This is a genomic window from Geobacillus sp. YF-1 (genome assembly GCF_052692335.1).
Window position 1 is genome coordinate 3,252,626 of the sequence record NZ_CP199850.1, and the last position, 18,891, is coordinate 3,271,516.

The following is an 18,891-nucleotide window of genomic DNA, read 5'->3' on the forward strand; positions in this document are numbered from 1 at the left end:
CCCCTTCCTTGATTTGATAAACAGAAGCGGAACCAGTTATTCCGCTTCCGCCAACAATTTCAACGTTGCGCCGACAAACAGCTGCACGCCGATCTCGAGCGCGTCTTCGTCGATCGTAAAGCGCGGGTGGTGATGCGGGTACACGATCCCCTTTTCCTCGTTTCGGGCGCCGACGTAAAAGAAGCTGCCCGGCGCTTTTTGCAAGAAGGCGGAGAAATCTTCGCCGCCCATGTTCGGTTTCAAGCGGGCGACGGCTTCGTCACCCAACAGTTCGCGCGCTGTTTCCTCAATGACGCGGGTCACTTCGTCATGGTTGATCACCGGGCGATAGCCGTAGTCAAATTGGAACTCGTACGAGGCGCCGTGCGCTTCGGTAATGCCTTTGACAATGCGCTCCATCCATTGCGGCACCGTGCGCCGCAACGTGTCGTCAAACGTGCGCACCGTCCCTTGGATTTCGACCTCTCCGGGCAGGACGTTGTGCGCCGTGCCGGCGACAAATTGCGTCACGGACACAACGAGCGGCTCGATTGGGTCGACGTAGCGCGAGACGATGTGCTGCAAGTTCGTCACGACTTGCGCCCCGATGGCGATGGCATCGATCGTTTGATGCGGCATGGCCCCGTGGCCGCCTTTGCCGATAATGCGAATGAAAAAGCGGTCCGGTGCCGCCATCATCGGCCCGTACACAATGCCGACTTTTCCGCGCTCCAGCGGCGACCAAAGATGCGTGCCGATGACGACATCGACCCCGTCCATGACGCCCGCTTGCACCATCTCTTCCGCCCCGCCCGGGAACAGTTCTTCCGCATGTTGGAACAAAAAGCGAATCTCGCCGCGGATGGCATCGCGCAGCTGGGAAAAAATTTTCGCCGTTCCAAGCAGCATCGCCGTATGGCCGTCATGGCCGCACGCATGCATGACGCCGGGATGTTTTGACGCAAATTCAAACGTGTTTTCCTCTTGAATCGGCAGCGCGTCCATATCGGCGCGAATGGCGACGACCCGCCCCGGCTGCTTGCCGACAAGCCGTGCCATCACGCTCGTTTTCGTCGGCCGTGAAAGCTCAAGGTGGCCGAACGATTGCAGCGTCTCGAAAACAAACTGCGCCGTTTTCTCCTCTTGGAATGACAATTCAGGATGGGCGTGCAGATGGCGGCGCCAGGCGATGACGTCCGCTTTCACTTCATCAACGAGTCGTTTGATTTCTTCCCTTGTCATCTGAGTTCTCCTCCTGTTCTTTGTTCTTCCCTTTGGTCAGGCGTCGATCAAAGACGAATTCGGCTCTGGAAATGCCCCATGATCCTCAATCAGACAGGTCGCGTGAATTTTTTTCAACATTTGCCACAACCATTGTTCGTCTTTTTCGTTACTCCGCTTGCGCCAGCTGCCATACGGTATGATAAAGGACCGCCGCTCCCGCTGCACAATCCTCTTTCGTGCTCCATTCCGCCGGGTTATGGCTCACCCCGTCTTGGGAGCGGACAAAGATCATTCCGATCGGACAAAGAGGAGCCAGCTGCACCCCATCGTGGGCCGCACCGCTCGGCAGCCAAAACGGCGGATACCCAAGTTGCTTGCACGCCCTTTCCGCGGCCTGTTTTACCACCTCAGAACATAGCACCGGCGGCATGTCTTGCAGCCGCTCCATCATGAGACGAACGTTCCGACTAGCGGCGATCTTCTCTGCCTGCGTAGCGATCATGTTCCAGACTCGGTCGCGCACCTCTGCGTTCAAATCACGCAAATCTAGCACAAATTCGACTCGTTCGGGAATGATATTAATGCCGCCTGGAAACACATGAAGCTGTCCGACCGTTCCGACCGTTGTCCCGGTCCGACGCGCCTCCTCTTCTATCACGGCCATGATGTGGGCAGCTGCCACCAACGGATCACGGCGCAATGACATCGGCGTCGCTCCGGCGTGTTCCGCCTTTCCTTCGATCGTAAATTTCACCCAAATCAGCCCAGCGATGCCGGTGACGATGCCAACAGGAAGCCCTGCTTCCTCAAGCACCCGCCCTTGTTCGATGTGCAATTCAACATAGGCTTTCACCGTTCCACGTTTTCGCGCCGCCTCGTGCAAGCGGTTCGGGTCACCCCCCGCCCGCCTCATCGCTTCGGCAACAGAAATTCCGTTCGCATCGCGGTAGTCGAGCGCTTCCGGCGGCAGCGTCCCAGCCATGGCACGGCTGCCGATCATACCGAAACGAAAGCGCGCTCCTTCCTCGTCCGTAAACGCTACGACTTCGATCGGGTGATGTGTCTTCACTCCTTGCTCGTTCATCGCTTGAACGACTTCGATGCCCGAAAGCACTCCAAGCGGACCGTCAAAGCGCCCACCGTTGTAAACCGAATCCAAATGCGATCCGATGAGAACAACAGAGGCTTCTCGATTCGTCCCTTCTTTCCGTCCGATTACGTTGCCTGCCGCATCTTCATGCACAGCCAGCCCTGCTTCACGCATGTAAGAAACGACCAAGTCTTTCGCCCGCCGTTCCTCAGCCGTGAACGAGAGCCGCGTCACCCCGCCACTCGGCTGTTTCCCTATCTCCCCCAACTCCATCAGCCGTCGCCAAAGACGTTCCCCTTGGACCAACCCACTTCCCCTCTTTCCGGCGATTTACGGATGAATTTCGGTTATGTCCTTAATGATAACAAATTATGCTAAATTTTTAAATAGTAAATCACCGAATAGTTTGAATATTATTCTACCAAACGTTCTCGTTTTACCTAGCCAAGCAGGGGTTTTCCTGTTTCTCCAAGGCGATGCTCCCCGCCTTTGTTTTTCGTTTACACATGGTTTTTTTTCAACTAAAAATCGGCTTCGACAAACGACCGAAGCCGATTCACTTTATAAAAAAAGGCGATACACTTTCCGCGGCCGACCGCGGGGATAGGGGTTCGTCTCCCCAATGGCTTCCGCGAGACCAGCAGCTTCCAGTTCTTTTAAAATCCGACGAGCACTGCGCGGCAAAATTTGCATATACGCCGCCAGCTCATGGGCTTCAATTTCATTGTTGCCGCGCTTGCGCAAAACCGCTTGCAGTTTGCCGATCGTTGCGACGCTTAACCTTGTGCGTTCTGCCAGCTCCCGCAGCTCCTCGCCGCCGAGCGAATAGCGGATTTGTTCTCTTGCCCCCAACGGACCGGCGATCGTCCCATCATCAAAAGCCGCCATCCAGGCGCCCCTTCCGTGCTGTTTCGCATGCAAAAACGCTTTTCCCGCCTGAATTTCCGCCTCGTACGCTGTTCGCCCGATGCCGATGCCACACGCTGCAATCTCCTCATAAAGATGGGCCATCTCTTCGGCCGGTGGAATCGTTTTATAGCCAGCGGTCATCTCTTTCAATGCGCCTCTCGTTGTAAAAATGACGTAGCGGCCTGGCCCTGCGCTCTTCAGTGATCCTTGCACTTTTCTTGCATACCGCAACAATTTTTCCGTTGTTTTCATCTCTAGACGATACATGTCATCCGTCGAAAAGGTCTCGGGGGAGACGGCCTGCATCGCATCGACTTCAATCATTTGCACAGCGATTTGCGCATCTTGCGCCTGCAGCATCTGTCCCGTGCGAATGATGGTTTGGATGACCGCTTCCACCGCTGAGCGGGCGGGCAATACACGGTACACCGGCATCCCGAGTTTCTCCAGTTCGAGATGAGCGGTCCGCAAACAGGTGACCGCCGCTTCCGTTTTCCCTTGTTTCCAAAGGAGGTAATGATAGTCGGACAGTTCCTGAGCCGAAATTCCTCCCTCGTAATGCTTGACGTATGGAATCGATTCCTCGATGCCCGCTTCTTCCAGCAGCCGTTCGATTTCGCGGCGTTGGTACGTGTCAAAACTAAGCCGGCTGACCGGAATCCGTTTCGTATAGTGCACCTGTAGCAGTGTCCGGTACAAACTGGCACCAATATGCGGCACATAAAACAGCGGCGCCTCGATCTCTCCGGACTGCTTGACGATCGAATACGGCACTTGTCCGGAAAACAACCACATATCCGCTTCTGAAGCAAGCGGTCGAATTAAATCGAGAATTTCGCTTTCATCCCAATAAACAACGGGAAGACAAACGAATTCCTTATACGCCTCTACCACTGCTTGAATGATCGGCAATGAATCGTCTGCCCCGAATATCCCTAATCGAAGGCGAATGGCACACACCTCCCTCCTCTGCTCCCTTCTCGAGGGCGAACAACGCCGCGCCTGATTCGCTTGTTCCTTGATATTTCTTGCCGGTCCCAAGGAGAGTCTGGAGGCTGGTGATTTAACCATTTATACGGCTTTACCATGTCATTTCTCAATTAGAAAAACATTGTTGCATCGGTCCTGATTTTCACGCGTTCCCCCATTGATGAACGGAATCAGTGGTTTTTCATCGGCCTTCTAGGAGACCGATGATTTAAGGGGACAAGTCGCTTATCAAGCCCGTTTCTCAAATAGATAAACCTTGTCGCATCAGGATCGCCTTTCAAGTGTTCCCCCATTGCTCAAGAGAAACAACCGTTTTTCACCAGCCTTCTAGACTACCTTATGCTATGGCTGCAGGCGTTCGCACGGACCTTTCACAGCACCGCCATGCCGCCCGCTCCTTTCTCGATGAACATGGCCTTTGACCATCCTTATTGTGAACAAATCATGGCGAGAGAACGGGCGGGCCAACTTTTCCTTTCTTATCCTTCTGTTTCTCCTTGAGTTGTGACCGGAGCGTGCAACGAAACGCCTAGTGCCCCACCCACCGGCGGCCGTCCGATCGACTCATAGATCAAGCCGGCGGCCGCTGCTTGTTTGACGTCATAGCAATTGCGTCCGTCCACCACCAGCGGCGTGTTCATGAGCGCTTTGTAGCGGCCAAGGTCAAACTGCAGGACGGCCGGCCATTCGGTGAAAATCAAGCAAACGTCCGCGTTGCGGATGGCGTCCTCGATCGTCTGGCAACAGACGACCGCATCGCCGAACCGGCGGGAGACATGCCCTAGGGCAGCCGGATCCCAGACGCGCACGTTTGCCCCTTCGGCAATGAGCCATTCGATGTTTGCCAAGGCGGGAGACTCGCGCACATCATCGGTGCCGGGCTTGAACGCCGCGCCGAGCACCGCCACCGTTTGGTTGCGAAAGTCGCCGATATACGAACGCGCCTTATCGATCAGCTTCCACTTTTGCTTTTCGTTGACATCGATCGCCGCCCAAACCGTTTTGAGCGAATAGCCGTAGGAAGCAGCTAGGGCATACAAGGCGTTCGTATCTTTCGGCAGGCAAGAGCCTCCGTAGCCAACGCCAGCGCGCAAAAAGCGGCGGCCGATGCGCGGATCCATGCCAATTCCTTCCGCCACCGCCTCAATGTTGGCGCCGGTTAGTTCGCACACGTTCGCGATTTCGTTGATATAAGAAATTTTCAACGCTAAAAACACATTGGCGGCGTATTTGATCATCTCCGCGCTTTTCCGGTCAGTGACCACATACGGAAGCGCAAACGGGGCGTACAGCTCCTTCATCACCCGTTCAGCGCGGTCCGAATCCACTCCCAATACGATGCGCGGCGCCTGCAGCGTATCGCGCACCGCCGTTCCTTGTGAGAGAAACTCCGGGTTGGAAACGACGTCAAACCGCACGCGATAGCGTGCATGCTCGGCCAAAAAGCGGGCGGCTTCATCCCCGGTGCCGACCGGCACGGTTGATTTGATGGCGACCAAGCAGTCGCGCTCCGCCGTCAACGCAATGCGGCGCAACACCTCCCAGACGTCGTCGAGCCGCACCGATCCGTCCGGCAATGGGGGCGTGCCGACGGCGATCATGATCACTTCCGCCTCCCGATACGCTTCCTTGTCATCGGTTGTAAAGCGAAGGCGGGCGCGGTTCCGCTCAATGAGCGGCTCCAGTCCCGGCTCGTAAATCGGGATGGCGCCTTCGTTTAACAAGCGGATTTTTTCCGCATTCACGTCCACACATGTGACGCTATGCCCTTTATCCGCCAAACAGGCGGCGGTCACGAGCCCCACATATCCTGTTCCTGCGATCGCGATGTTCATCGTTTTCCACACCTTTATTGATCGTTTGCGGCCGTAGTCGCTTGTACTCATTATAGCGAATCGCCTGTCGATTTTCACGATTTCCGTCCGACCGCCAACATGTTCCAAACAAAAAAACCGAGGTGCAGTGCAGCCCCGGTTATGCGGCGTGTTTTCGGTTCACAACGGTCGGCCAATCGATGAGAAAACCAAGCACAGCACCGATCAGCGCGGGCACCACCCAACCAAGCCCAACGGAAAACAGCGGCGCCCAAGACAGAAACGGCTCAAGCCATGCCGTTTCCACCCCCATTGCCTTGAACCCGTCGTACAGACTGAACACGCCGGTAAACAGCAGCGCCATACCGTACACTTTCGCCGAGCCGCGGAAAAAGTGGTGGAAAAACGACAGGACGACGAGCACAATCGCCAACGGATACAACATCGTCAACACCGGAACGGATACAGCGATCAGCGCGTTTAACCCGAGATTGGACATGACAAAGCTAAAGAGGGTCAGCGCGGTGACATAAGCCCGATACGATACAGCCGGGGTCAGCTCGTGAAAATATTGCGCACAAGCGGCCACCAAGCCAATCGCGGTCGTCAGGCAAGCCAGCGCGACAATCACCCCGAGCAGCACCTTTCCGCCGCTACCAAACAGAAGCGAGGACACATGCGAAAGCAGCTCAGCCCCGTTCGCAAACGAACCGGCCCCAGCCATTCTCGCGCCCACGCCGGCAATGCCGGCATACACAAGCGCAAGCCCCGCCGCCGCGATCACGCCCGATTGAATCGTCGCTTTCGCCTGCAGCGCCGGCCGATCGATTCCACGGTCGCGAAGCGCTTGAATGACGACGATGCCAAAGGCAAGAGCCGCGATCGTATCCATCGTTAAATACCCTTCGAGCATCCCTTTGGCCAACGGAGCCGAAGCATATTTTTCCACCGGCTCGGCCTGCGGGTCATCCAACCGGATCAAGCCGGCGAGGCAAAGCACGGCAATCGACAGCAGCAACATCGGCGTCAGCCATTGACCGATCCGATCGACCAACTTGGACGGGTTTAAACTGAGCCAGTAGACAAGAGCGAAAAAGACGCCGGTAAACAGCCACATCACGAGCGATCCGCTCGCAGGGAAAAACGGCTTCGCCCCGATTTCGTAAGCGACGCTCGCCGCCCGCGGAATACCAAAAAACGGGCCGATCGCCAAATACACGGCCAACGAAAAACAGAAACGAAACAGCGGATGGACACCTTGGCCGAGCGAACGGATGCCATCCTGGGCGAGCGCCACCGCCGCGACCGACAGCAGCGGCAGCCCCACGCCCGTGATGATGAAGCCGGCGATCGCCGGCCACACCGCCGTCCCAGCTTCCATTCCTAAATACGGGGGAAAAATTAAGTTTCCAGCCCCGAAAAAGAGCGAAAAGAGCATCAATCCCGTCAATACCACATCCCGTGCCTTCATAATCTCCCTCATTTCCATTTTCGAGAAAATAAATTGAGTATTCTGATATATATCATTTCAGTGATTTAAACGGTTATCATCTTTAAAAATCCATTATACCATTGATTTTCATCCCTAGGCGGAGGGCAGATCGCACTGCCTAAGAGCTTTTCCATGAAAACATTATACTTTTTTAACTATTTTGTCAACCACTTCACTTTTCGTGGGCATCCCGCGCCAGCTGGGGATGTTTCGCTAGCTGACCATGAACCTTTTCCAACATCACTATCAGCCAATGATGGCGCTCATTTCACCTAGAAGGTTGGTGATTGAAGAAAACAGACTGCTTTTCTCGACTTCTTGTTGTGCAAGGAGACCCCAACGGGAACAAGTGTGCACCATGAGCCAGAGAACTATCTGCGGCCAAAAGAAAACCGGGAGAATCCCCGGTTGCGCAGCGTGTTTCCGTTTGCTTGATGGCGGCCGATTGATCACAAGCAACGAACAGACCGCCAAGCCTCGATGTCTTTCATTTATACCGCACCTCGTACTCTACAAGCCCACGATCTCGATGTCCATCGTTGTTTATTCAAAATACTGCTTTACCGCAGCCGCAATCGCCGTTGTCACCGCTTCCTGATAGCCGTCGGTCGCCGCTGTCGCCGCATCCGAGCGGTTGCTTAAATAGCCGAGCTCAAGCAGCACGGACGGCTGTTCATTTTCCCGCAGCACGTAATAGTCGCCAAACGCAACGCCCCGGAACGGCAGCGCGGAAAGCTGCGAGAACGGGCCTTGGAACGACTGCGCTAAACCGTAGTCGGCAAATCGGTCATAATAGTAGACAGTGATGCCAGAGGCCGCCGGATCCTCTGCACTGTCGTAATGCAAGCTGATAAAGGCATCGGCTTGATACAGGCGGGCCGCGGCGACGCGCGCCGACAGCGGCACGTAATCATCCCCCGTGCGCGTCAACACGACTCGGGCGCCGAGTTTTTCCAGTTTTTGTTTGAGCCGCTCCACCGTTTTGATCGTCAGCGCTTTTTCCATGATGCCATCCGCGCTCTGCGCCCCGCCGTCCTTGCCACCGTGGCCGGCGTCAAGGACGATCGTTTTTCCGGCAAGCACTTGAATCGGTGCGCGCGTCCATGAATACATATACGAGCCCGGCGCCTGTTTGGACAAAGAAGCGAAGCGAGCCTCCACAGCCATGGCGGAGGCGGTGTCTTCGTTGTCAGCGCCCGGCGCTTGCTCGCCATCCGTTTTGATATACTCCGCCGCTGCCCAACCTTCCAGCCCCGAACGCGTTTTGATTTGATACCAGCCTCGCTTCGCCGCGACAATCTCGACGCCATCTCCCTGACCGAGCCGGCCGATCCGCTCCGCCTCCAATGCCGGCGCCGTTCGCACGTTCAATGAATCTACGGTCACAACGCCCGTTTGCGCCGCACCCGCTGCTTCAACAGCGGTCAAATACGACGCCGCCACCCAGCCAACGGCATCGTCACTAACCACTTTTTTCCATTCACCCTCTTCTTGAATGACAGCCACTTGGTCTCCCTGCCACAAATAGCCGATTACGCGCCCGTCAAAACGCGGTTGTTGGCGAAGACGAAGCTTGTCCACTGTCACTTTCTCCATTCGTTCGACGGGAGCGGCGTACGTGGCTGCGAGCCAACCGATTTGTCCTGATTTCCAACGGATTTTCATCCAACCGCCTTCCTCCGCGACCGATGCATACGTCTCACCGCGGTGAACGATCGCCACGGAGCGGTACGGCACGCCCGGCCCTTGGCGAATGTTGACCTCATCCGCGGTCACAACGACAAACCGTTCTGTTTTTTCCTTCTCCCCTTCCGCTCCTGTCGGCCAAGCCAAAGCCGCAATCCAACATAAACAAAACCATGCGGCGAGCCATCCTCCCCGCTTCATCTACCTTCCCTCCCGGCTGTCTCTCATTCTACTATATGGTTCGTGCATCGAAGCGGATTTCCTGTCTGTCAGCGAGAAAAACCGCTCGACAGAACAAGCGGCCGCACAGGCGTTCCAACGACAACGGACGCCCCATTTCCGCACAATGCCCGTCAGTGCGACAGCCGTCAACAAAAAAACGCGAGCGCTGTCATATAGCGGGGAACACTTTCTTGGTGTTCTTCCAGAATCCCCCATGAAGCCGGTGATTGACTCCCACAACCGCCTTAGAAGGCTGGTGAAAAACAGTAATTTCCTTATGGTTGATGAATAAAAGTGTGCATTGTTGCAAGTTTTTTCTATTTGAGAAGCGATTCTAGGAAGCCATATCCACGATTCCATCACCAGCCTCTTAGAAAAACCCGCGCTCAGCAAACATTTCAAAGACGCAGTGCTCGAGTTCTTCACGCAACTCCTCTTCATCAACCCCTTGAAGCAATCCGTCCTTTTTCCACTTGTTGATCGCCTCGTCGATCAGCCGGTTCACTTGATCCGCATCCCAACCGTCGCGGCGAAGCAATTGTTCCATCTTGTCCAGCCATTCGTCGATGGCTACATCGAGCCAATCGGCGTCATCGTCCCACCAGATGTCATCAGACCATTCCTCATCCTCATCGTCATCCTCATCGAGCGTTTCAAGGCCGAACAAAAGAAACTCCATCGCAGTCGATTCGATGTCCTCGACCGACACCCCATACCGTCTCGCGACCTCTTCCTCGCTGATGCGATCTTCTTCGATCATCTGTCCGGCAAAAAAGCGGAGCGCCGCCGCATATACGGCAGGATTCTCGATATCGACCGCTTCGCGCGCGCAATACATGTGCCAAAACATCGTCGCCTGGCTAAGAAGCAACGCAGGTGCATCCGCTTCGTGCCGTTTCAGCTCAAGAATGACCGCCTCTTCATCCGGGTCGTCCCACTCCATCTGATCGAGCAGCTGCCATAAAAACTCGCTGATCGCCGCATCCAACGCGAGCGGGAAAGAGTGGCGCAAAAACTCTTCTCCCGTTTTCCCGCTTCGCTCCTGCTCAACTTGCAGCGCCCGAACGAGCCGCTCCTTGCTTTGTTTCAACAACGGAAACACTGCGGAAAAATATGTAAACGCCTCGTTGTACGGCACAAGACATCCGAGCAGCACATCGCCTTCTTCCATTTCCGGCCATTCCTGCGCCGCCAACAGGTAGACGCGCTTTTCTTTCCCGCTTAACAGATCGCGGACAAGCAACTGTCGCCGTTCCTCATCGAAATGAATGATCTCATCAAATGACGGCACCGTCCCTGCCCATCGTGCCACATGCGCCTGTACAGCCGGCCGCCAGCGGGCATAGCGCCGATCTCGCATATAAGCGGAAAAAATGGTCGTTCCTTTTTCATCGACCGGACGACAGAAAATGACCCAATTGGTCACAAATAAACTCACTGCCGAATCGAGCACTTCCGGTCGATCTTCCAACGGGCGTTCGGCAATCACTTCGACAATCTCATCCTCATACCGTTCTGACGCAAACAACAGCACATCTTGCATGCATTCGACTAACTCCCGCTCAATCAACGAATCGATCGACACCACTTCATCCTTTCCGCAGCAACGCTTGTACTTTTTCCCGCTTCCGCACGGGCAAAGGGCGTTCCTCGACACTGCCGCCATATCGTCACCTACTTTTTTTAAATTCGGCCTCACCGTTGTCTATATTGTACCATAGTTAGCACAAAAAAAGAAAAAAGTCCTTGTTCCTAGGGGGGCGGTGATTGACTCACGCAACCGCTTCTCAGAATCGTTTCTCCAATAGAAAAACTGGTTGCATCATCTTCTTCACGCGTTCCATCATCAATCAAGGCAAACAGCGGTTTTTCACCAACCTTCTAGAAGGCTGGGGATTTAAGGAAGCAGACTGCTTACCAACCTTGTTTCTCAAATAGAAAAGCCTTGTCGCATCGGTATCGCATTTCACACGTTCCCCCATCGATCAAGAGAAACAACCGTTTTTCACCAACCTTCTAGAGTCAGTCAAGAGAGCCGCTTTTTTCTACCGCGCTTCGCTTAGTGGCTCCGACGAGGGTTGCGAACAAAGGCGCGCAACCCTTGTCACTTCCTGAACGTTACCCACAACTCTTTTACTCACACCACGATCGCCTTACTGATTTTGATTTTTGAAAAAATAGTTTAAACTATAAGTATACAAAAACAAGCCGACAAGGAGATCGATATTCATGGAAGAAAAAAAACTCATGGATTTGATTGACGAACTGATGACGAAGCTCCGTTCAACGGAATCTGCCCGCCCGCGCGGTCGTTGGGTGGAAGCGCCAAAAAGCCAAAGCTCACCGCCGAAGAAACCGCGCCGCTCCAAAACCGCCTACCAGCTGAAAATTTCATTAAGCGGCTTCCGTCCGCCCATCTGGCGCCGTGTCCTTGTGCCTGGGCACGCCACGTTTGACCAGCTTCATTTGGTCATCCAAGAAGCGATGGGATGGGAGCAAGCACATTTATATGAATTCCAATTCGGCGAGATCGTCATCGGCATTCCCGACGATTGGGGCTTGCACGGGTTCGCGAAAACGCTCGAGGACGCTCGCCGCACCACGCTTGAGCAATGGTTGACGGAAGAAAAACAAAAATTTGTGTACATTTACGATTTTGGTGATTACTGGCGCCACAACATCACCGTCGAAAAGATTGAAACGCTCTCCAAACCGCTAGAACGCGCCACTTGCCTGAAAGGAAAACGGGCGTGTCCTCCCGAGGATTGCGGTGGCGTCTATGGTTATCTCGAGCTGCTCGAATCAGCAGCAAACAAAGACTCCCTTACCGATCCGGAACTGCTTGAACAGCTCGAGTGGCTGTCTGATATGAAAGGCGACGATTTTGACCCGGACGCCTTTGACGTCGAGGAGGCTAATAAACGGCTCGCCTACATCCAATTTTGATCCTCCACGCGACTGAAACTGTAGGATGAGAGACGACGGCAACACTCGAAAGCGACCCTTGACCGCTTACGAGACAGGGGTCGCTTTCGCATTGACCGGGAATGCCTACAGCCGGCGGCTTAAACGATCCACCGATGCGCGCACACGCTCTTGAGACGCGGGCACTTCTTTTTTCACCCTGTCCAACCACTCTTTCAACTTTTGAAGCCACGGTTCCAAGTACGGAGAGAAAGCCGGCGGGTAAACGAGAACTGGATCTCCCATCTCATCATGGCAACCTGCCGTGGCTATGATATACATCCCGGGCAAAAGATGCGGCTGTGCCCGTTCCGGAACATCCCATGTCACCGTACGATTATGGCCGATCCAATCAACCACCGCTTTCCCTTGTTCTATACCCTTAACATAGTACATAGAAAAATGAGCGGAAGAAGGAGTGGGGAAACCAAACAACCCGACGAGTTGCCAAACCAACCGTTTTTCCTTCTCTTCTTTTCTCTCCGTTCCCCATTCATCCAACAACGCGAAACAATGCTCTAATTCGCTTCTAACCTCTTCCAAAATGGCACAAACAGCCTTTTGGTGTTTCGTTCCATAACGGCTGTCGAGCCAGCCGGCCAACTCAGGAAGCATATCAAGCGCTTGACTCACAGTTTGCTTCGGAAGCGAACTCCATCTTGTTGGAATTTGCTCAACGAGGAATTGTTTCCAATCCCTTTCTCCTACGTCTTCCCACGATGAAATCGACCGGCTCGCTAGAAGGCCGGTGAAAAACCGTTGTTGCCCTTCATCAATGGGAGAACGCGCGAAAAGCAGGACCGATGCAACAAGGTTTCTCTAGTCGAGAAATGAGATGGTAAAGTCGTATCTAGGATTCAATCACCAACCCTCGTAGCCCCCCATCAAAACGCCAGTTGCTTCCACCGTGAATCGCATAGCACTCTTTATCTCGACATGCTATAATTGAGTGATAGGGAAATGAACGGAAAGGACGAACCGACATGCTGCAAACCACCGTTTCCAAACCGCTCTTGCAACAGGCGGCGAGCGAATTGATGAAGGAATTCCCATTTTCCATCTTCCATCATCTGATTCAAAAAGGGCGCGATCTAGCCAGAAGCGGCCTTGTTTATAATGTCATGATCGTCAACAGCCATGAAGTGGAAGGGGTCGTTTCCGATATCACCCCTCATGAAGTTATGCTTGATTTGACCAATGCCGCCCGCCGCCATCGCTGCCCTTGTCCGACGGAAGGGTTATGTCCGCATATTTTAGCGTTATTTTTCTATGTCTACGGCAATGTCTTTGACAACGGAGAACTGTTTCGCCTTTGGAAAAAAGGGCAAATCAGCGCCACGCCGAAAGAACCGGCCGCCCATGAACCAAACACGCCGGCGGTGAAACGAACAGGGAAAACGGCAAGCCTTCCGGTCGTTGCCCATGAAACCGTTGAAGACTGGTGGGACCAATTTGAGCGACAGTACGAAGACTTTTTCGCGCGCCAGCAAAGTGGAGCCAACTGGCCGTATCGCTTGGCTTTCCAGCTCCTCCCAAAGCTAGGCAAAAACAACGGAAGGCAAGCCGGCGCCCGTCCGTTGCGGGAGCTGCACGCCGCTCTGTTTTTGCTGGAAAAACTTCGCGAGTACGGAGAGGAGCAAGGGTGGAGCGACGGCGGATTCGGTTCTTACCGGCAATTTTCGTGGCATCAGGACGTCAACTATGTCGCTGGCCGCGCCTTGGCCGCCTTGGAAGCATTCTCCACCCAGTCGCCGCCGCGATCGCTCAACGCCTTGGTTGAACAGACGATTTTATACGTTCGCGATGGACTGTTTTGGGAAGGGGAGCTGGCGTCGTTCGGTTATGACCTTTACACCACCGCCTGGGAAACGCTGTTTACCAAGCCGGCCTGGCGCCAAGAAGAACGGGCCGAACTCCTTCAGCTCGCCAAAAGCCAAGACAACATCCGCGCCGCCATGGCGGCTGCTCATCTTTCCTTCCTGCTTGGCGAAGACGACGAAGCGATCGCGCTTTACCGCGCGTTCCCCGATCAGGCAGGCGTGTTTTTGGCGGAATGGTTCGGACGATTCATCCAAAACGGCCTCCTAAAGCGGTTTGAAGCCGTCTGGGAAAAAATAAAGCACGACTGGCCGCTTTACCTTTCGCATATCCCGGCTTTCGTCCGAAGCAGTTTTTTAGAGGAAACCGCGCACTGGTTCGAAATGTACGCCCGCCACCGAAACCGCCCGGGCGCATGGGAAGAGTTTTTGCAGCGCAGCCTCCCATACAGCGTCAACGAGTACACTCATTTTTTGTATAAACAAAGACGCGATCAGGAACTGGTGGATCTATTCTTATGGGCGAACATCACCGCCGATGAGCTGCCTCCGCCGATGCTCAAAACATTGCAAGCGCGCGGGACAGAGCTCGTCATGCCGTTATATCATCGCACAGTGGTGAAGCTGCTCAACGAGAAAAACCGCTCGAGCTACCAAAAGGCTGTCCGTTATTTGAAAACGTTGCGCGCTCAGTACCGCTCCACCAAGCGGCTCGATCAATGGGAGGCCTATCTGGAGCAACTGCTCGCCCAGACGGCGCGCCTGCGCGCGTTTCAGGAAGAATTGAAGAAAGGAAAATTGCTTCCATGAAAGCATTGGAGACGATTCAAATTTCCTGCCGGTGGAATGAAGAGCTTCGATGCTTCGAGCTCTCCGGTTCCACCCATCCCTTTTCATGGGTTTCACCGTTATTGGCCTGGCATGAAGAAACGTTTTACGGCACGATGATCGAAATCGAAAACGACATCGTGCGGTTATCGCCTTGGCAAGCGCTCACTTGGTTCGCGTTGCGTCCGCATTCACGCTTTTCAGCCGTTGAATGGGCAGACGAATTCACCGCCCGCTTGGAAGCGTGGGCGAAGCACATCTGGAACGATGTGCGCGAGCGCCGCTTCCTTCCTGATGCTTCCTTATGGAAAAACACAGGCGGCGCATGGAACGAGGCGGGACGCACCCGTTGGCGCGGCGCGGACGATGACCCCGATCCGTTCGTCGCCACATGGCGGTCGCTGGCGATCGCCGACTGGCTCTCCCGCGACCCGGAACTCCGCCGCCTCTGGGGCGAAATCGTTCGGGCGTATCCATTGATCGCCGCTCAGAGCGACCAATGGACCGGAACAGAGGAGGACTGGCTCGAACAAATCGGCTGGCTCGGCGACCGACCGCCGTTTACCGTCGGCCTGCGCCTTACCGAACCTGAGAAGGACGGGGAATTATGGACGCTCGAGCCGGTAGCCCTCGCCCTCGATGACAGCGTCATCGCTCCCCTTGATCGTCTGCCGCGCGCTTGGCGTCCATATGAATCATCGGTCGCCCGGGCCATTCACCGCATTCGGGCGATCGTGCCGTGGCTTGGCGATGAAAACGAGTCTTTGCTTCGTGAATTGTCCGATGACCAAGCGTGGCGCTTTTTATCGGAAGAAAGCGTAAAGCTGACGGAAGCGGGCGTGAGGCTGCTGCTCCCTGACTGGTGGCATGACATCCGCCAGGCGCAGCTGTCGATTAAAGCGAAGCTGTCCCCTTCCGTCCGCACGGAATCGCTCTTTGGACTCGAACGGCTCTCCGAGTTTGACTGGCGAGTGGCCACCAACGGCATCGAATGGACGGAAGAAGAGTTTGCCGCGCTGGCCGAACAACAACGGCGCCTCATCCGTCTGCGCGGCCAATGGCTCATTCTCGATCCCGCCTTAGTCCGTCGCGCCCAAGCGCTCATGGAGAAGGCGAAAAAAGAAGGGGTGCCGATTCATGACGTCGTCGCGCAAACGTTATTGGCGGAAGCCAACGAACGCGAGGAGGCAATGGATGAAGAGATCCCCATCGAGATCGACGTTCATGACCAATTCCGGGCGCTGATCCGCCAGCTGCAAACGATCGATGAGCTCCCTCGCGCGAACGTGCCGCCATCGTTTCGCGGCGTGCTCCGTCCGTACCAGCAGCGCGGCGTCGACTGGCTCGTCTTTTTGCGGCGATTTGGCTTCGGCGCCTGCTTGGCCGATGACATGGGGCTCGGCAAAACGGTGCAGCTGCTCGCCTATTTGGCTTACGTCAACGACACCGAGCGCCCGAACGCGCCAGCGCTTCTCATTTGCCCGACAAGTGTCATCGGCAACTGGCAGAAGGAATGCGCCCGCTTCGTCCCCACTTTGCGCGTCTACGTGCATCATGGGCCGAACCGGGCGAGAAACGATGCCTTTTTGCAGACGGCAAGGGAGGCTGATCTCGTCATTACGTCCTACCCCCTTGCCCATTTGGATCATGACGATATAAAACAGATCCATTGGCATGCCATTTGCCTTGATGAAGCGCAAAACATCAAAAACGCCCAGACGAAGCAGGCGCGCGCCATCCGTCGCTTGAACGGCAACCATAAAATCGCCCTATCCGGCACGCCGGTGGAAAACCGTTTGAGCGAGCTTTGGAGCATTTTCCACTTCTTAAATCCGGGCTACCTCGGCAGCGCCGCCGAATTCGAACGCCGGTTTGCCGGTCCGATTGAAAAAGAGGGGGATGCCCATAAAAAAGCGGCGCTCCAAGCGCTCATCCGTCCGTTTCTGTTGCGGCGGACGAAAACCGATGAAGCGGTCGCCCTCAATTTGCCGGACAAAATCGAGCAAAAAGAATACTGTCCGCTCACTGCGGAGCAGGCGGCTTTGTACGAGCAGCTCGTCAACGACACGCTCGAACGGGCGAAAGCGGCGAGCCCGTTTGCGCGGCGCGGGTTGATTTTGCAGATGGTAAACGGCGTCAAGCAAATTTGTGACCACCCAGCGCTCTATTTAAAAGAACGCCAACCGCGCCAACTGGTCGAACGGTCGCACAAGCTGGAAAAACTCGTTGAACTCGTCGAGCAAATTCGGGCGAACAACGAATCTTGCCTGATTTTCACCCAATATGTCCGGATGGGGGAAATGATTCAAGAGCTGCTGTCCGATCTGTTGGATGAGCGGGTGCTGTTTTTGCACGGCGGCGTCCCGAAACCAACGCGCGACCGAATGGTGGAGGAGTTTCAAGCTCAACACGCGTCGATTTTCCTCCTGTCGCTCAAGGCGGGCGGCACCGGGCTCAACTTGACCGCCGCCAACCACGTCATCCATTTCGACCGCTGGTGGAACCCGGCCGTCGAAAACCAAGCGACCGACCGCGCCTACCGCATCGGGCAGACGAAATTCGTCCACGTTCATAAGCTGATCACGACCGGGACGATTGAAGAAAAAATTGACGAGATGCTCGAACAAAAACAAGCGCTCGCTGATGTGATCACCGAAGGCGAAGCGTGGATCACCGAGCTGTCCGACGATGAACTGCGCGACTTGCTCGCCTTATCCGCCGCAGCGAAAGGAGGCGCCTGATCATGACGGAAGAAAAGCCAAAGCGCAAGAAAAAAACAGTGGAAAACCCGTGGGAGAAATTGCTGAAGCGGATGGAAGAAAAAGTGAAAGAGCGGGAAAAGCGGCAAAAGCAGCCGTAAAGGGACATCACGCGGGCGATGAGCGCCGCCTCGATTCCATTCCATAGGCAATGGGTTGCTCTTCACCCAAGCATGAAAACCATGGCTTGTCAGCTTCGGATTTTCATAGAAAAGTGCCATGGGCAACGTTTTGCCCTCCACCCGGGGATGAAAATCTCGCGCCCGTGCGGCAGTTTCACGGAAACGTTCCATGGGCAGCGCGGTCTGCTGCCCTCTACCCAGAGATGAAAATCACCGCTTGCCGGCGTGGGATTTTTCACGGACAAAATCCATGGTCAATCGTTTACCCTTAGGGATGAAAATGACTGATCAAGGTGCGCGCCTTTTCCAAGAAACAGCGTGGGAGCGATCCCACGCTGCTTGTTTTCAAGCCATCCTCTCGGCATCTTATCAATGAAACAACTCGGCCATATCGATTGCGAGCCCGGGGAAATACATAGAGCGAACCGTTCCTGTTTTCACTTGAACATCCGCCTGCTCATAGAGCCGTTCTTTATTGAGCACATACACCGTCACAGCCTGTTTCATCGGATTGACTATCCAATATTCATGGACACCGCACGCCATGTACAAATTGAACTTTGTGACAAGATCATGCGCCTGGTTCGACGGACTGAGAATCTCGACGATCAACGGCGGAATCCCGATGTACTTCGCTCCATCCAGCCCTTTTTCGCCGCAAATGACCGTCAAGTCGGGAACCACCACATGTCGTTCCCCTGTTTGCTCATCGACCAGTTCCACATCAAGCGGCGCTGCCAACACATCGCACGGCTTTCCTCGAAAAAACAAACTGAACGGAAAATGAAGGCGGCTCGAGATGAGCTGATGCCGAACGCTTGGCGACGGGGGCATATACACGGCCCCATCAATTACTCTAAACGATCATCGCTTTGTTCACGCAGGACCCAATAGCGCTCATACGACACACCAGAAGCAAGCGGCAAAGACAACGAAGGCCCCTCCCCATTCCCCTTTTTTCTCAGTATACCGGATGGCTTCAGACGGGGCAATGG

The 18,891-nt window shown here is 54.9% G+C and carries 11 protein-coding genes and 1 pseudogene; 3 read left to right on the plus strand and 9 right to left on the minus strand.

The window, feature by feature from the left end:
* Nucleotides 1–36: 36 nt before the first annotated feature.
* From ACTVIM_RS16135 to ACTVIM_RS16165, 7 genes are all read right to left on the minus strand, one after another.
* Nucleotides 37–1,221 carry a M20 family metallopeptidase gene (locus tag ACTVIM_RS16135; RefSeq protein WP_445613198.1) on the minus strand — a complete coding sequence of 395 codons (1,185 nt, stop codon included), beginning with the start codon at nt 1,219–1,221 and terminating at the stop codon, nt 37–39.
* 148 nt (nt 1,222–1,369) lie between these two features.
* Nucleotides 1,370–2,599, minus strand: a complete 1,230-nt coding sequence (locus ACTVIM_RS16140; protein ID WP_445613199.1) for a hydantoinase/carbamoylase family amidase — start codon at nt 2,597–2,599, stop codon at nt 1,370–1,372.
* A 255-nt stretch (nt 2,600–2,854) separates the two neighbouring features.
* A complete protein-coding gene (locus tag ACTVIM_RS16145; RefSeq protein WP_445613200.1) occupies nt 2,855–4,162 on the minus strand; it encodes an ArsR family transcriptional regulator in 1,308 nt (435 codons plus the stop codon).
* Nucleotides 4,163–4,671: 509 nt separating this feature from the next.
* Entirely contained in the window at nt 4,672–6,027 is a 1,356-nt protein-coding gene (locus tag ACTVIM_RS16150) for a UDP-glucose dehydrogenase family protein (protein ID WP_445613201.1), read from the minus strand.
* Between the two features lie 139 nt (nt 6,028–6,166).
* On the minus strand, nt 6,167–7,477 hold the full coding sequence (gene brnQ / locus ACTVIM_RS16155; RefSeq protein ID WP_445613202.1) for a branched-chain amino acid transport system II carrier protein: 1,311 nt from the start codon (nt 7,475–7,477) through the stop codon (nt 6,167–6,169).
* Nucleotides 7,478–8,041: 564 nt separating this feature from the next.
* Nucleotides 8,042–9,385 carry an N-acetylmuramoyl-L-alanine amidase gene (locus ACTVIM_RS16160; RefSeq protein ID WP_445613203.1) on the minus strand — a complete coding sequence of 448 codons (1,344 nt, stop codon included), beginning with the start codon at nt 9,383–9,385 and terminating at the stop codon, nt 8,042–8,044.
* Nucleotides 9,386–9,776: 391 nt separating this feature from the next.
* Nucleotides 9,777–11,072 carry a YecA family protein gene (locus ACTVIM_RS16165; protein WP_445613204.1) on the minus strand — a complete coding sequence of 432 codons (1,296 nt, stop codon included), beginning with the start codon at nt 11,070–11,072 and terminating at the stop codon, nt 9,777–9,779.
* A gap of 563 nt (nt 11,073–11,635) precedes the next feature.
* Here ACTVIM_RS16165 and ACTVIM_RS16170 point away from each other — a divergent pair.
* Complete coding sequence (locus ACTVIM_RS16170) at nt 11,636–12,352, plus strand: plasmid pRiA4b ORF-3 family protein (RefSeq protein WP_445613205.1); 717 nt, start codon at nt 11,636–11,638, stop codon at nt 12,350–12,352.
* A 105-nt stretch (nt 12,353–12,457) separates the two neighbouring features.
* Here the strand turns inward: ACTVIM_RS16170 and ACTVIM_RS16175 are convergent, their stop codons facing one another.
* Nucleotides 12,458–12,985 (minus strand): hypothetical protein, encoded by a 528-nt coding sequence (locus tag ACTVIM_RS16175; protein WP_445613206.1) that lies wholly within the window; start codon nt 12,983–12,985, stop codon nt 12,458–12,460.
* 368 nt (nt 12,986–13,353) lie between these two features.
* Here ACTVIM_RS16175 and ACTVIM_RS16180 point away from each other — a divergent pair, with 368 nt between their 5' ends.
* Both ACTVIM_RS16180 and ACTVIM_RS16185 read left to right on the plus strand, forming a co-directional pair.
* On the plus strand, nt 13,354–14,997 hold the full coding sequence (locus tag ACTVIM_RS16180; protein WP_445613207.1) for an SWIM zinc finger family protein: 1,644 nt from the start codon (nt 13,354–13,356) through the stop codon (nt 14,995–14,997).
* Entirely contained in the window at nt 14,994–17,756 is a 2,763-nt protein-coding gene (locus ACTVIM_RS16185) for a DEAD/DEAH box helicase (protein ID WP_445613208.1), read from the plus strand. The genes ACTVIM_RS16180 and ACTVIM_RS16185 overlap by 4 nt, the downstream gene beginning before the upstream one ends.
* Before the next feature lie 509 nt (nt 17,757–18,265).
* Here the strand turns inward: ACTVIM_RS16185 and ACTVIM_RS16190 are convergent.
* A pseudogene (locus tag ACTVIM_RS16190) lies at nt 18,266–18,828 on the minus strand (Uma2 family endonuclease).
* Between the last annotated feature and the right edge of the window lie 63 nt (nt 18,829–18,891).

Coding starts and splice junctions, on each gene's coding strand:
- ACTVIM_RS16135 (WP_445613198.1), bottom strand. CDS start 1,221: ATGACAAGGGAAGAAATCAAACGACTCGTTGATGAAGTGAAAGCGGAC.
- ACTVIM_RS16150 (WP_445613201.1), bottom strand. CDS start 6,027: ATGAACATCGCGATCGCAGGAACAGGATATGTGGGGCTCGTGACCGCC.
- brnQ (WP_445613202.1), bottom strand. CDS start 7,477: ATGAAGGCACGGGATGTGGTATTGACGGGATTGATGCTCTTTTCGCTC.
- ACTVIM_RS16160 (WP_445613203.1), bottom strand. CDS start 9,385: ATGAAGCGGGGAGGATGGCTCGCCGCATGGTTTTGTTTATGTTGGATT.
- ACTVIM_RS16165 (WP_445613204.1), bottom strand. CDS start 11,072: ATGGCGGCAGTGTCGAGGAACGCCCTTTGCCCGTGCGGAAGCGGGAAA.
- ACTVIM_RS16170 (WP_445613205.1), top strand. CDS start 11,636: ATGGAAGAAAAAAAACTCATGGATTTGATTGACGAACTGATGACGAAG.
- ACTVIM_RS16175 (WP_445613206.1), bottom strand. CDS start 12,985: ATGCTTCCTGAGTTGGCCGGCTGGCTCGACAGCCGTTATGGAACGAAA.
- ACTVIM_RS16180 (WP_445613207.1), top strand. CDS start 13,354: ATGCTGCAAACCACCGTTTCCAAACCGCTCTTGCAACAGGCGGCGAGC.
- ACTVIM_RS16185 (WP_445613208.1), top strand. CDS start 14,994: ATGAAAGCATTGGAGACGATTCAAATTTCCTGCCGGTGGAATGAAGAG.